The sequence below is a fragment of the Roseovarius sp. THAF9 genome (assembly GCF_009363715.1).
In the GTDB taxonomy this organism is placed as follows: Bacteria; Pseudomonadota; Alphaproteobacteria; order Rhodobacterales; family Rhodobacteraceae; genus Roseovarius.
The window spans coordinates 2,359,812-2,373,007 of record NZ_CP045404.1 but is presented as its reverse complement, the minus strand read 5'-3'; the positions used below and the strand labels follow the sequence as shown (position 1 = coordinate 2,373,007).

10 protein-coding genes are annotated in these 13,196 nt (G+C 62.5%); 4 read left to right on the top strand and 6 right to left on the bottom strand.

Features of this window, described 5'->3' with window-relative positions; all coding sequences use genetic code 11:
• The first annotated feature begins 89 nt into the window (after positions 1-89).
• Positions 90-1,136, top strand: a complete 1,047-nt coding sequence (locus FIU86_RS11810; RefSeq protein ID WP_368373127.1) for a fatty acid desaturase — start codon at positions 90-92, stop codon at positions 1,134-1,136.
• Between the two features lie 55 nt (positions 1,137-1,191).
• Here FIU86_RS11810 and FIU86_RS11805 read toward each other — a convergent pair whose 3' ends face one another.
• The 6 genes from FIU86_RS11805 to FIU86_RS11780 form a co-directional block, all read right to left on the bottom strand.
• Complete coding sequence (locus FIU86_RS11805) at positions 1,192-1,533, bottom strand: DUF427 domain-containing protein (protein ID WP_152475264.1); 342 nt, start codon at positions 1,531-1,533, stop codon at positions 1,192-1,194.
• A gap of 103 nt (positions 1,534-1,636) precedes the next feature.
• Positions 1,637-3,460, bottom strand: a complete 1,824-nt coding sequence (locus tag FIU86_RS11800) for an aminopeptidase P family protein (protein WP_152475263.1) — start codon at positions 3,458-3,460, stop codon at positions 1,637-1,639.
• 126 nt (positions 3,461-3,586) lie between these two features.
• Positions 3,587-5,464 (bottom strand): cobaltochelatase subunit CobT, encoded by a 1,878-nt coding sequence (gene cobT / locus FIU86_RS11795; RefSeq protein WP_152477110.1) that lies wholly within the window; start codon positions 5,462-5,464, stop codon positions 3,587-3,589.
• A 92-nt stretch (positions 5,465-5,556) separates the two neighbouring features.
• A complete protein-coding gene (locus FIU86_RS11790) occupies positions 5,557-5,961 on the bottom strand; it encodes a hypothetical protein (protein ID WP_152475262.1) in 405 nt (134 codons plus the stop codon).
• A 367-nt stretch (positions 5,962-6,328) separates the two neighbouring features.
• On the bottom strand, positions 6,329-7,621 hold the full coding sequence (gene serS, locus FIU86_RS11785) for a serine--tRNA ligase (protein ID WP_152475261.1): 1,293 nt from the start codon (positions 7,619-7,621) through the stop codon (positions 6,329-6,331).
• 99 nt (positions 7,622-7,720) lie between these two features.
• The gene (locus FIU86_RS11780; protein WP_152475260.1) at positions 7,721-9,253 is read right to left on the bottom strand and encodes a pentapeptide repeat-containing protein; all 1,533 of its coding nucleotides are present in this window, start codon (positions 9,251-9,253) and stop codon (positions 7,721-7,723) included.
• Positions 9,254-9,480: 227 nt separating this feature from the next.
• Between FIU86_RS11780 and yajC the strand changes: the two genes are divergently transcribed.
• Genes yajC through FIU86_RS11765 form a run of 3 tightly spaced genes read left to right on the top strand, consistent with a single transcriptional unit; the run spans position 9,481 to position 13,193 of the window.
• Positions 9,481-9,759, top strand: a complete 279-nt coding sequence (yajC, locus tag FIU86_RS11775) for a preprotein translocase subunit YajC (protein ID WP_152475259.1) — start codon at positions 9,481-9,483, stop codon at positions 9,757-9,759.
• 55 nt (positions 9,760-9,814) lie between these two features.
• On the top strand, positions 9,815-12,448 hold the full coding sequence (gene secD, locus FIU86_RS11770; RefSeq protein WP_152475258.1) for a protein translocase subunit SecD: 2,634 nt from the start codon (positions 9,815-9,817) through the stop codon (positions 12,446-12,448).
• The gene (locus FIU86_RS11765; RefSeq protein WP_152475257.1) at positions 12,441-13,193 is read left to right on the top strand and encodes a sulfite exporter TauE/SafE family protein; all 753 of its coding nucleotides are present in this window, start codon (positions 12,441-12,443) and stop codon (positions 13,191-13,193) included. The genes secD and FIU86_RS11765 overlap by 8 nt, the downstream gene beginning before the upstream one ends.
• Positions 13,194-13,196 lie beyond the last annotated feature (3 nt).

The following is a 13,196-nucleotide window of genomic DNA, read 5'->3' as shown; positions in this document are numbered from 1 at the left end:
TTACCCTTTCGGCGGTTTCGGGAACACGACGCGGCGGCTGTCATGTTGTTCTTGCAAACGACTGAAATAGTTCCAAATTAGAGGCGTCAATGGTAGTATTGCGTGCGTTCGTTCAAGATATTTTCGGCCTGTGGGGGCGCTGGACCATGACCATTCGCGAGTATTTGAAAGATTATACAGGCAAGTCCGACACGATGGGCGCCCTGAGCCTTGGCGCCACGTTCGCGGTTTACTTCGCGGCACTTGGGCTGGGGGCCTGGGCCTGGCCCGCGTGGTGGGCGGTGCTGCCATCTGTGGTCGTGCTCGCCTTCGCATCGGTGCGGCTTTACGTCTTGCAGCATGATTGCGGGCATTATTCGCTGTTTGCCACGCGGCGGTGGAACCACGTGGCGGGGCATATCCTGTCGGTGTTTTCGCTGACGCCCTACCGGGTTATGCAGTTCAATCACAACCAGCACCATGCTTATCTGGGCAACCTGGAGCATCGCGAGACCACCGAGGTGTATACCATGACCTTGCAGGAGTGGAACGCCGCAGGATGGGCGACGCGGACGTGGTACCGGATCTATCGCAACCCGGTCGTGATGCTGAGCCTGGGCGGGATCTATGCCTATTTCATTGCCTATCGCTGGCCGGCGAACACGATGAAGGTCGGGCCATGGGGCGTGGTGGCGCATAACATCGCCGTCGTGGCCTATGTCGCCACGGTCTGGGCGCTCTTGGGCGTTCCGGGGCTGGTGGTGCTGGGCGCAAGCGCGGTGCTGGCGGGGGTTATCGGCGTGTTCCTGGTCTATTTGCAGCACAATTTCGAGGACACCTACTGGGACCGCAAGCCAGATCTGGATTTCCGAAAGGCGACGCTGGAAGGCTCGTCGAGCCTGGATTTGGGACATTGGTGGGATATCGGGACGGGTAACATCGCCTATCACGATCTGCATCACTACAACCCGCAGATCCCGTCCTATAACCTGCGCCGGGCGCAGAAGAATCTGCCCGACGACTTGCGGGTGCATGACGAGATCCGCTGGCCCGAGGCGCTGGCCAGTTTCCGGCTGAAGCTGTGGGATGAAGAGAGCGGCAAGCTGGTGCCGTTTCCGCGCCGGCGCAATCTGCGTCGTGCGGCGGCGCGGGCCTGAATTTCTTCGTACGAAGAAATTCAGGAAAGATTATCCATACGAATAATCTGGCGCGTCAGACCTTTTCAACGGTGACGTCGTCAGAGGAATAGAAGGCAAGGTGGTCCTTGATACGTGCCACGTCGGACTTGGGGTCTTCATAGCTCCAGGCGGCATTTTCCAGCGTCTTGCTCTTGGTGACGATCGAGAAATAGCCGGCCTCGCCTTTGTGCGGGCAGGTTGTGCGGTGGTCGCTTTCGTCGAGGAACGCCATGGCGATGTCTTCGCGCGGGAAATAGATCACGTCGTTCAGGCCTTCCTCGGCCAGAACCAGCGCGTTCCTGCTTTCGACCAGTACCGCGCCGCCTGCGCGGACCGTCCATGTGCCGTCCGCCTTGTGGATCGTGATCTTTGCCATTTTTCTTGTCCTTCCCTCGTGCAATGTCATAGGCACCGGGACGCTGCCCGGTGTCAACCCGTTGACACGCCCTTCTGTGAGCCATCCGTGTGACAGGATCGTGTCAAAGCGGCGCGGTCGCCGTGTCCAGCCAGTCACGTGTGGCATCGTCGAGCCGCGGGCCGATCCGGTCGCGGCAGGTGGCGTGGTAGTCGTTCAGCCAGTCGCGTTCGTCGCCGGTGAGCGCGGTCGCGTCGATCAGGCGGCGGTCGATGGGCACGTAGTTTAGCGTGGTGAAGTGCAGCATCTTTCGGTCGTCACCGTCCGGCAGGGCCGGGGCGGGTGTGACCACGACGAGGTTCTCGATACGGATACCGAAGGCGCCCTCGCGGTAGTATCCCGGCTCGTTCGACAGGATCATGCCGGGTTGCAAAGGCTCGGTCGAGGCGCGCGACAGACGCTGAGGGCCTTCGTGGACGCACAGATGCACGCCGACCCCGTGGCCGGTGCCATGGTCGTAATCCTGCCCGGCGCGCCAGAGGGGCATGCGCGCGATGGCGTCGAGGTCGCGCCCCGCAAGACCCTTGGGCCAGCGGGCGCGGCTCATCGCGATCATGCCTTGCAGGACGCGGGTGAAGGCGGCGCGCTCGGTGTCGCCTGGCGTGCCCACGAGCAGTGTGCGTGTGATGTCGGTGGTGCCGTCCTGATACTGTCCGCCGCTGTCGAGGACGAGCAATTCGCCGTCCTGAAGCGTGCGGTTGGTCGCGTCCGAGACGCGGTAATGCGGCAGCGCGCCATGCGGGCCGGACCCGGCGATGGTGTCGAAGGAAATATCGAGCAGGGCGCCGGTGTCGCGGCGGCACGCCTCTAGTTTCTTGACCACGTCGATCTCGGTGATCGTGTCGGGGGCTTGGGCGTCGAACCACGCAAGGAAGGCGCACATGGCGGCCGCGTCGCGCAGGTGGGCCTCGGTGGTGGCGGCGATCTCGGCGTCGGTTTTGCAGGCCTTGGGCAGGATGCAGGGATCGCCGGCATAAGCGATGTCGGTGCCGGCGTCTTCGAGCAGGGACACGATGCGGAGGGGCACAGAGCCGCGGTCGAGCCGGACCGGGCCGGAGAGGGCGCTGATGGCCGGGTTGAATTCCTGCGGTAGGGAGAGAGTGACGTCCTCGCCCAGATGGGTGCGCACGGCGTCATCCAGCTTGGCGGGGTCGATGTAGAGGTCGAGCGTCGCATCGTCGTGCAGGATGGCGAAGGCGTGCGGGATCGGGTTGCGGGGGATGTCATGCCCCCGGATGTTCAGCAGCCATGCGATGGAATCAGGCAGGGTGAGGATCGCGGCGCGGTGGCCCTCCTCGCGCAGGGTGGCGGCGAGCTCTTGGCGCTTGTCGGCGTGGGATTTGCCGGCAAGCTCGTCGGGGTAGACGCGCACCGCGCCCGTGGGCGGCGCTGACCGGTCCGGCCAGGTGCGGTCGACGAGGTTGTCGGTTGGTTTCAGCGTGATCTGTGTGCCCTTGAGACCATCCTCGATTGCCGTGATCTGCTCGGGTGTGTAGAGCCACGGGTCATAAGCCACGGTGCCGCCCGAAGGCAGGTGTGTCTTGAGCCACGCGGCGGGGCGCGTAGCGGGCCAGTCGACGGGGGTGAAATGTTCGGTATCGACCTGGGCGCGGACCTGGCCGCGGTAGCGGCCATCGACGAACACACCTGCGATGTCCTGAAGCACGATGCAGAAGCCCGCCGAGCCGGTGAAGCCGGTGAGCCACGCCAGACGCTCGTCGCCGGGGGCGACGTACTCGCCCTGGTGCGCGTCGGCGCGGGGGACCATGAAGCCGTCGAGGCCGTCACGCTCCAGTTCCGCGCGCAGGAGTTTCAGGCGTGGCGGGCCTTGTTCGGGAGAGGAGGATTCGGAAAAGGACTGGAAGACGGTGTCGGGCAAATCTGTCATGGGCAAAGTGCTAGGGCCGCGCGGGGCGAAGTGCAAGTGCGGCAGTGAGAGCGGACCATTTTCCGCGCGGAAAATGGGATAGAAAATGCGCATTTTCTGTCCCGGAATTTTCGCAAATTCCGGGGCTTAGCTGGCGCGCTTCATTCCCATCACGCGGGCGCGGGCGCGCGGGTCGCTGTCGAAAAGCGCGGCCAGCTGTTCGGTCATGACCCCGGCCAGTTGGTCGGCGTCGGTGATGGTGACGGCGCGGTTGTAATAGCGTGTCACGTCGTGGCCGATGCCGATGGCCAGAAGTTCCACTTGTTTGCGGCGCTCGACCATGGCGATCACGTCGCGCAGGTGCTTTTCGAGATAGTTGGCCGGGTTCACCGAAAGGGTGGAATCGTCCACAGGCGCGCCGTCGGAGATGACCATCAGGATCTTGCGGGCCTCGCGCCGGCCCGCAAGGCGGCGATGCGCCCATTCCAGCGCCTCGCCATCGATGTTTTCCTTCAGGAGGCCCTCTTTCATCATCAGACCCAGGTTGGCGCGGGTGCGGCGCATGGGCGCGTCGGCGGACTTGTAGACGATGTGGCGCAGGTCGTTCAGGCGCCCGGGCAGTTGCGGGCGGCCTTCGTTGAGCCAGGTCTCACGGCTTTGGCCGCCTTTCCATGCGCGGGTGGTGAAGCCGAGGATCTCGACCTTGACGTTGCAGCGTTCCAGCGTGCGGGCAAGGACGTCGGCGCAGATCGCGGCGATAGAGATGGGACGACCGCGCATGGAGCCTGAGTTGTCCAGCAGCAGTGTGACGACGGTGTCGCGGAACTCAGTGTCCTTTTCGACCTTGAAGCTGAGCGGCGTGGTGGGGTTGGCCACGACGCGGGCGAGGCGGCCGGCGTCGAGGATGCCTTCCTCGCGGTCGAATTCCCAGCTTCGGTTCTGCTGCGCCTGCAGGCGGCGTTGCAGCTTGTTGGCGAGGCGGCTGACAGCGCCCTTGAGCGGTTCGAGCTGCTGGTCGAGGAAGGCGCGGAGGCGTTCGAGCTCGATAGGTTCCGCCAGATCTTCGGCGTGGATTTCCTCGTCGAAGCTTGAATTGTAGACCGCGTAGTTCGGGTCGGCGTCCGAGATGGGTTGCGGCGCGGGGGGATCGAGCGGGGCCTCGCCCTCGGGCATCTCGGTCTCGTCGCCCTGTTCCTGGTCGGCCATGTCGTCCATGCTGACCTGGGCCTGGGCTTCGTCCTGCTGCTGATCCTGGCTTTGCTCGGGATCGGCGTCGGCCTCGGCCTCGTCGCTGTCATCCTCGCCGGTGCTGTCGGGCTGTTCCTCTTCCTCCTGATCCTGTTCGGCCTCCTGCTCCTGCTCGTCGTCGTCGAGGGCGTCGGGGTCGTCGCCCAGCTGGTCGCCATAGCCCAGGTCGTCGATGATCTGGCGGGCGAAGCGGGCGAATTCGGACTGGTCGGAGAGCTTGGCCTGAAGGTCTTCGAGCGTGCCGCCGGCCTGTTCCTCGATGAAGCCTTTCCAGAGGTCCATGACATTGCGCGCGCCGTCGGGTAGCTCGCGCCCGGTTGCGAGATGGCGGATGAGGTAGCCCGCGGCATTGGCCAGCGGCGCCTCGGCGGGGTCGGTGATCTGGTCATAGCCGCGGCGGCGGGCCTCGGCGCCGATCTTGGCGTCGATATTGCCGGCGGTGCCGGGCATGTGGCGCGCGCCCATCGCCTCGCACCGGGCGGTTTCCATTGCCTCGTAAAGGTCGCGGGCCATGTCGCCGGGCGGGCAGTAGCGATTGTGCGTGCCCGCGTCGTGATACTTGTGGCGCAGGGCCAGCGCATCGGCGGTGCCGCGGGCCTGCAGCACCTCGTCCTTGGTCATGCGGCGGCTGATCTGGGGCAGGCGCATGGAATCGCCCGACACCCCGGCGGGATCGACCGAGTAGGAGACGTTCAGCTCCGGGTCGTCGGCCAGCACCTTGGTGGCTTCGGCCAGCGCCTTTTTGAACGGATCGGCGGGGTTGTCGGATTGCGCCATGCTGCGGGGCCCTGTCACGCTGCGGTTTCAGGGATGCAACCTAGGCTGACCGGCGTGGAATGACCAGTGGGCGCGGCGTGGAATTTGTGGCGTCAGAGGATCAGTTGGCGGCAGGTGGAGAGGCGGCGGTGCATGTCGCGGGTGGCGCGGTCGGCATGGGTGGTGTCGGTGCTGCGCTGTTGCAGGCGCATCAGGTGGGCCATTTCGGACCAGCCCGAGGCCTGCCAACTGCGGGCGCGGCGCGGGTCGATGCCGGCCTCGGCGGCATGGGGCAGGGTGGCTTCCAACAGGGATTCGAAGCTGGTCTGCAGCGCGCGGGTGGCGTCGCTGTCGGGGTTGTGGGTCGCGCTTTGGCGGGTGGCCACGGCGGAATAGCGCCCGGCGCAGGTGGCGAAGGCCTGTGCCTGCTCAGCGAGGCTTAGGGCGCTCAAAGGGGCGGCCAGCGTGCTCGTTATCAGAAAAGCCGCCGCCGCCAGGGTGTGCTTTTCACTTATCATGTAACGAATTTATGACGCGTGTATATTTTGCGTCAATACGGCGTATATACAAAAATTGTTTCATGGCGGTAAGGATGCCGCGCGGTGATTAAGGATTGGTCAATGCAGGGAGCGGTGCAACCGAAGAGGTCCCGGGTCAGGCCCGGGACGGCGTTATTGTATCGTATCGCGCGGAATCGAGGCGCGGCTTGCCGCGCCGCCGCGCAATCGCCAGCCCGGGGGGCGGTCTGGCGATTTGGGAACGTTGGCGCGTCGATCGTAGGTTACGCGGGAACTCGGAGATAAAGTGCCCTCAATTGTGGTCGGTTCGCCATCCCGCGGTCTGGCAATCGCGCGGCATGGGGCACCGGCCAGGGCGGAAAGCTTCTTATCCCAGCGTACCGTCTGCCAGAAGCCGGGTCTTGCCGCGTAGGTAGGGGTGCAGCGCCTCGGGCAGATCGACCGAGCCGTCCGCCTGCTGGCCGTTTTCCAGCACCGCGATGAGGCAGCGGCCCACGGCGAGGCCGGAGCCGTTGAGCGTATGGACGAATTGCGGCTTGCCGCCATCGGCGGGCTTGAACCGGCCATTCATGCGCCGGGCCTGGAAATCGCCGCAGACGGAGACTGAGCTGATCTCGCGATAGGTGTTCTGACCGGGCAGCCAGACCTCGATATCGTGCGTCTTGCGCGCGCCGAAGCCCATGTCGCCGGTGCAAAGGACGATGGTGCGGTAGGGCAGGCCGAGGCGTTCGAGGATGCCTTCGGCGCAGCCGGTCATGCGGTCGTGCTCTTCGAGAGATTTGTCGGGATGGGTGACAGAGACCATCTCGACCTTTTCGAACTGGTGCTGGCGGAGCATGCCGGCGGTGTCCTTGCCCGCGCTGCCCGCCTCGGAGCGGAAGCATTGGGTGTGCGCGACGTAGCGTCGGGGCAGGTAATCCTCGTCCACCACGAGGCCGTTGACGATGTTGGTCAGCGTCACCTCGGCGGTGGGCACCAGCCACCAGCCATTGGTGGTCTCGTAGCTGTCCTCGCCGAACTTGGGCAGTTGCCCGGTCCCGTACATCATCTCGGGGCGGACGAGAACGGGGGTCCAGGTCTCGGACAGGCCGTTTTCCTCGACATGGGTGTCGATCATGAACTGCGCCAGCGCGCGGTGGATGCGGGCGACGCCACCCGACAGCACGACAAAGCGGGAGCCGGAGAGTTTCGCGGCCAGTTCGAAATCCATGCCGGGCTTGACCCCTGCGAGATCGTAATGCTCGACCGCGGTGAAATCGAAATCGCGGGGGGTGCCCCAGCGTTTCAGCTCGACATTGTCATCCTCGTCCTCGCCCTCGGGCACATCGTCGAGCGCGAGGTTGGGCAGGGTCATCAGAAGGTCGGTCAGCTTCTGGTCGAGCGCCTTGGCCTCGGATTGCATGGCGGCGACCTCGGCCTTTTTCTCGGACACGAGTGCGCGGAGGCGCTCGAACTCGGCCTCGTCGCCCTTGGCCTTGGCGGCGCCGACCTCCTTGGAGGCCTTGTTCTGGTCGGCCTGCGCGGTCTCGGCGGCCTGGATCTTGGCGCGGCGGTCCTCGTCCAGCGCGAGGATCTCGGACGACGCGTTCGACACCCCGCGACGGGCCATGGCGGCGTCGAACTGGGCGGGGTTTTCGCGGATGGCGCGGATGTCGTGCATCGTCTTGGTCCTTGGGTCAGGTTGAGTTTTGAGTCGCTTGATGCAAGGCTTATGCAATAGAACAATACCTGAGGACAGTTTGATCTTAGATCGCGTGTCCTAGGGTGGAGTCCCCATTACTTGCATTCGTTTGTGACGCCATTTTTGCCATTCCTGATCGAATTCACGGTCGTCAAGTTTTTCCTGTGACCAATGCTTTGGCCACTTCTCGTGTTCTGGATTGATGCCTCCTGGAAGTTTCACACTGGCATCACCGAATACCATTTCTAAATGGTCGTACACATATTGCGGTTTGGACAAGTCTGTAGATTTAAGCGCGGCACCCTCTAATTTTGCTCCTAAAAGCTCTGTAAACTCGTCGAAGATCGCTTTCTCGATCTTTGTCTGCTCCAAATTGGTGAGGTATAAATCAGCACTTTGAAGGTTAACATCTTTCAGATGTAAGCCCTTCATCTGTGCACTTCCAAGGTCGGCGCCTTGCATACTCGCGCCTTCTAGGAAAGCCCCTTCAAACTTAGCTCTGAATAATGAGGCTCCTTGCATCTCAGCTCTTAACAAGTGTGCGCTTTCTAAATTCGCTCCCGACAATAACGCACCCTGCAACTTAGCGAGCCGTAGATCAGTTCCACTCAAATTTGCCTCGAAAAGGTTTGCCCCTTGAAATTCGGCACGTCTGAAACCCATTCTAGCGAAGTTTCGAAGAGGAAGGATCATTTTGCGCATAGGTACGCGCTCAAGATTAAGTCGAAAGCCTTTTTCTAGTTCTATCATCTTATGTTTTTCGCTGCGTCGTTCAATTGTGTTAAGCGCCGCGTCTATATCGAGCCGTGGAAAATCTCTCTCCTCTTCAGCCCAATCCCTCCAGATTCTTGGATTTGAAAAGTCTTCGGGCAGTGCCTTTTCTCCGTGACCCGCGTTTTGCTTAATATACGCGCACAAGATCTCCATTATTTGGATGTGGTCTAGTTCGCTGTCACGAGAAATGCGTTCGAGAGCATAGATCGCGCCGACACGAACCTCCAGATTTGGTTCTGTCAGTTGAACTATGACTGGCCTTTTGTAGTCTAGTTTATCTTCAGCTTTAGATTCGCTACCCTCTTTCTCATGGAATAGTAGGTTTCCTCTGCTATCCTTTCTATGCACACTAGTTTGCTTTTCCGCGCCTAAGCCTTCGACCGCAGTGTTAATTCTGTCGGTGATTAACCCCTGTTCTGCTGTCTCCGTCTGTCGCCGGTTGAGGCCGACACGGATCAGCGTGAAAGGGAGAGAAATAACGGCACCCAGCGATGCCGTAATGGCAGTCAGTGTTAGCAAGTACCAGCGAAGTTCACGGCCTTCTTCCGCCGTCACGGCGCTGGCGCGGTCGAATATGCCGTAGACTACCCAGAAAATGCCAAAGACGAGCGACAAAAACAGAGCCGTCCAGACAATGCTGAGGAGCAAAACCAGAACTTCCGGTAGCGCACCCAACCCCATTCGCTCCTGCAATTTGGGAAGCCAATCGGAGGGTTTATCGTGCCGGATCGCTAAAAAGATGAGTACGGACAAAACCAATATGCCGATTACCGATAGCATAACGCCCAGCCCATGTGCCGAAATAGGCAGCGTGACCGTAACGGTTTCTTGGTTCATGTCTCTCGGCCTTCAATACCCCTGCTTTGGCAACCTAAAGAGGAAATTGCTTTAGCCCAAGTATTTCATGACATGTTTGATTTCCCCCTGAAACAAGCCGTTGCGGCGCCCCTGCGACATTGCCGCAGGCGGGCCGGTTCGCGCCTTGCAAAACGCCAAAGCCGGACTTAGGTTCGCGCAAACGCGGGCCGGGGGGCCTGCAAAGCCCGAAAAGGAAATAGATTCGCATGGAAGCCATTGGCCAGTTCATCCCGCTCATCCTGATCTTCGCGATCATGTGGTTCCTGCTCATTCGCCCGCAGCAGAAGAAGCTAAAAGAGCACCAGGCGATGGTGGCGGCGCTGCGCAAGGGCGACCAGATCGTCACGCAGGGCGGCATCGTGGGCAAGGTGACCCGCGTCAAGGAAGGCGAAGAGATCGAGGTGGAGATCGCCGAGGGTGTGAAAGTGCGCGTCGTGCGCAACACCGTGGCGCAGGTTCTGTCGAAGACCGAGCCGGCCTCCTGATCCGGGGCATTCTACCCGGCCGATAGTTACAATACAGACATAAAAGGCACTTCGAATGCTTCAGATCGACCTTTGGAAACGCGTGGTGATTTGGGGCTGTGTGGCCTTGGGCCTGCTGTTGGCGATGCCCAACGGGTTCTACACCCGTGTCGAGACCCATAACGACGCCACCATGGCGCTGGAAATGGGCGGAGAGGCCGAGGGGTTGCAGGAGCAGGCCGAGATGTGGCCCGATTGGCTGCCCTCCGGCCTGGTGAACCTTGGGCTCGATCTGCGGGGCGGGGCGCACCTGCTGGCCGAAGTGCAGGTCGAGGACGTCTATGATGCGCGGATCGAGGCGATGTGGCCGGAGATTCGCGACTTGCTTCGGGAAGAGCGCGACCGGGTCGGCCCGATCCGTTTGCAGGATACCGACGCGCCGGAACTGCGCGTGCGGCTTGTCGAAAACCCTTCGGAGGCCGAATACGCCGCGAGCCTCGTGCGCGGGTTGGCGCGGCCTGTGTCCAGTGTCGCGGGCGCAGGACAGAACGATATCGCGGTGAGTGTCGAGGGCGAGGCTGTCGTGGTCACGCTGAGCGAGGCCGAACGGCAAGCCAGTGACGAGCAGACCGTGCGCACCGCGCGGGAGATCATCGAACGCCGGATCAACGAAATGGGCACGCGAGAGCCCACGATTCAGCGGCAGGGGGCCGACCGCATTCTGATCCAGGTGCCGGGTGTGGGCAGTGCCGCGGAGCTGAAGGACATCATCGGCACCACGGCGCAGCTGACCTTTCAGCCCGTGGTAAGCCGCACCGCGGACGGGAATGAAAACCCCGGTGGCGGCAACGAGATCCTGCCATCTGTGGACGAACAGGGTGTGTTCTACATCCTGGAACGCGCGCCGGTGGTGACCGGTGAACAGCTGGTCGATGCGCAGCCCGATTTCGACCAGAACGGGCAGCCTGCCGTGTCGTTCCGGTTCAACCCGACGGGGGCGCGGCAGTTCGGGGATTACACGGCCGAGAACGTGGGCAACCCCTTTGCCATCGTGCTCGACAACGAGGTGATCAGCGCGCCGGTGATCCAGGCGCATATTCCCGGCGGCACCGGCATCATCACCGGGCAGTTCAGCGTCGAGGACAGCACGAACCTTGCCGTCTTGCTGCGGGCGGGTGCCTTGCCTGCCGAGCTTGAATTCCTCGAAGAACGCACCATCGGGCCGGAACTGGGTGCGGACAGCATCGCGGCGGGGCAAATCGCCTGTATCGTGGCCTTCGTACTGGTGCTGGCCTTCATGTGGGCGAGCTATGGCATTTTCGGCCTCTTCGCCAATATTGCGCTGATCATCAACGTGGGGCTGATCTTTGGCCTGCTAAGCATGATCGGGGCGACGCTGACATTGCCGGGGATCGCGGGGATCGTGCTGACCATCGGGATGGCTGTGGACGCCAACGTACTGGTCTTCGAGCGGATCCGCGAAGAAATGAAGACGGCCAAGGGTGCTGCGCGGGCGATTGAGCTGGGGTATGAAAAGGCGCTGAGCGCGATTACCGACGCCAACATCACCACCTTCATCACGGCGCTGATCCTTTACGCCATGGGGTCCGGCCCGGTGCGCGGCTTTGCTATCACGCTGGGGCTGGGGATCATCACCTCGGTCTTCACGGCGATTTTCGTCACCCGCCTGATCGCGGTGATGTGGTTCGAGCGCAAACGGCCCAAGCGGGTGCTGGAGGGCCGGACGCTGCGGCTTGTGCCCAAGGAGACCAGCTGGGATTTCTTCAAACGGTGGAAGCTGTCGCTGGGCTTGTCTGGCTTTCTGATCGTGATCGCGCTGGGCTCGTTCCTGTTGCAGGGGCTGAATTACGGCATCGATTTCCGGGGTGGCACGACGATCCGGACGGAAAGTGCGCAGACGGTGGACGTGGGGCAGTACCGCGACGCCATCACGCCGCTGGAACTGGGCGACGTCAGTATCACCGAGGTCTTTGACCCGACATTCGGCCCCGAGCAGAACGTGACCATGATCCGGATCCAGGCGCAGGAGGGGCAGGAAAGCGTGTCGGCGGACACCATCGCACAGGTGGAGGCCGCGTTGCAGGAGGTGGTGCCGGACCTGACCTTTACCTCGGTGGAAAGCGTGGGGCCGAAAGTGTCGGGCGAGTTGATCCAGACCGCCGTGATCGCGGTGCTCTTGGCCATCGGCGCGGTGCTTGTCTATATCTGGCTGAGGTTCGAGTGGCAGTTCGCGCTGGGCGCGGTCATAGCATTGGTGCATGACGTGGTGCTGACCATCGGCATATTCTCGGAAGTGCAGATCCAGTTCGACCTTGCGATCATCGCGGCGCTTCTGACCATCGTCGGCTATTCGCTGAACGACACGGTGGTGGTCTTTGACCGGGTGCGCGAGAACCTGCGGAAGTACAAGAAGAAGCCGCTGAAGGAAGTGCTGAACATCTCGATCAACGAGACGCTGAGCCGGACGGTCATGACCTCTGTCACCACCCTGCTCGCGCTGCTGGCGCTGTTCGTTCTGGGTGGCGACGTCATTCGCGGGTTCGTCTTCGCGATGATTTGGGGCGTGATCGTGGGCACTTACAGCTCGGTCTTCGTGGCCAGCACGGTGCTGCTGTGGCTGGGGGTCAAGCGCGACTGGTCGAAGCCGGACGCGAATGCCGGAACGCAGTTCGCGAATGTAGATGCCTGATATCCTGAGCGGGGTGCTGGCCACCCCGGGGCTGGTCTGGCTGTGCTTCGCGATCGGGGTCGCGGGGCTGGTGCGTGGGTTCACCGGGTTCGGCACGGCGCTGATCGTGGTGCCGGTCGCCAATATTTTTCTGTCGCCCAAGGAAGTGATCGTTGTGATCATGCTGACCGGCATCGCCAGCAACGTGGCGATTTTGCGCGGGGCGTGGCGGCAGGGGGACCCGAAAGAGGTCGGTGTCCTGGTGCTGGCGGCTTTGGTCACCGTGCCGCTGGGCCTGATGCTGCTGGACCTTCTGAACAACGACACGGTGCGCTGGATCATCACCGGCGTTGCAGCGGGGATGCTGGCGGCGCTGATCGCCGGGTGGCGTTACACGCGGGCCATCACCCGGCCGGGGCTTTTGGCCATCGGGGCGGCGGCGGGGATCGTTGGCGGGCTGACCGGCCTGACGGGCCCGGTGGTGATCCTGTTCTACCTGTCGGGGCAGGCGGCGGTGCAGTCGGTGCGGGGCAACACGATCCTGTTTCTGGCCGCCCTAGACGTGGTGCTGATCGCCAACCTGCTGTGGCAGGGGGCGGTGACGGCGGAGCTAGCCATGCTGGCCGTGGTGATGTCGGTGCCCTACCTGATGACCACCTTGATCGGGCAGGCCCTGTTTGACCCCACGCGCGAGCGGCTGTATCGCTGGGCCGCCTACGGGGTGATCGCGCTGGCGGTCATCTCGGGCTTGCCGTTGTGGGACTGAGGA

Excerpts from the sequence above, each read along its gene's own strand:
- FIU86_RS11790 (WP_152475262.1), bottom strand. The coding sequence starts at position 5,961 with ATGATAAGTGAAAAGCACACCCTGGCGGCGGCGGCTTTTCTGATAACG.
- secD (WP_152475258.1), top strand. The coding sequence starts at position 9,815 with ATGCTTCAGATCGACCTTTGGAAACGCGTGGTGATTTGGGGCTGTGTG.
- FIU86_RS11805 (WP_152475264.1), bottom strand. The coding sequence starts at position 1,533 with ATGGCAAAGATCACGATCCACAAGGCGGACGGCACATGGACGGTCCGC.
- FIU86_RS11780 (WP_152475260.1), bottom strand. The coding sequence starts at position 9,253 with ATGAACCAAGAAACCGTTACGGTCACGCTGCCTATTTCGGCACATGGG.
- FIU86_RS11765 (WP_152475257.1), top strand. The coding sequence starts at position 12,441 with ATGCCTGATATCCTGAGCGGGGTGCTGGCCACCCCGGGGCTGGTCTGG.
- serS (WP_152475261.1), bottom strand. The coding sequence starts at position 7,621 with ATGCACGACATCCGCGCCATCCGCGAAAACCCCGCCCAGTTCGACGCC.
- FIU86_RS11800 (WP_152475263.1), bottom strand. The coding sequence starts at position 3,460 with ATGACAGATTTGCCCGACACCGTCTTCCAGTCCTTTTCCGAATCCTCC.
- FIU86_RS11810 (WP_368373127.1), top strand. The coding sequence starts at position 90 with ATGGTAGTATTGCGTGCGTTCGTTCAAGATATTTTCGGCCTGTGGGGG.
- cobT (WP_152477110.1), bottom strand. The coding sequence starts at position 5,464 with ATGGCGCAATCCGACAACCCCGCCGATCCGTTCAAAAAGGCGCTGGCC.
- yajC (WP_152475259.1), top strand. The coding sequence starts at position 9,481 with ATGGAAGCCATTGGCCAGTTCATCCCGCTCATCCTGATCTTCGCGATC.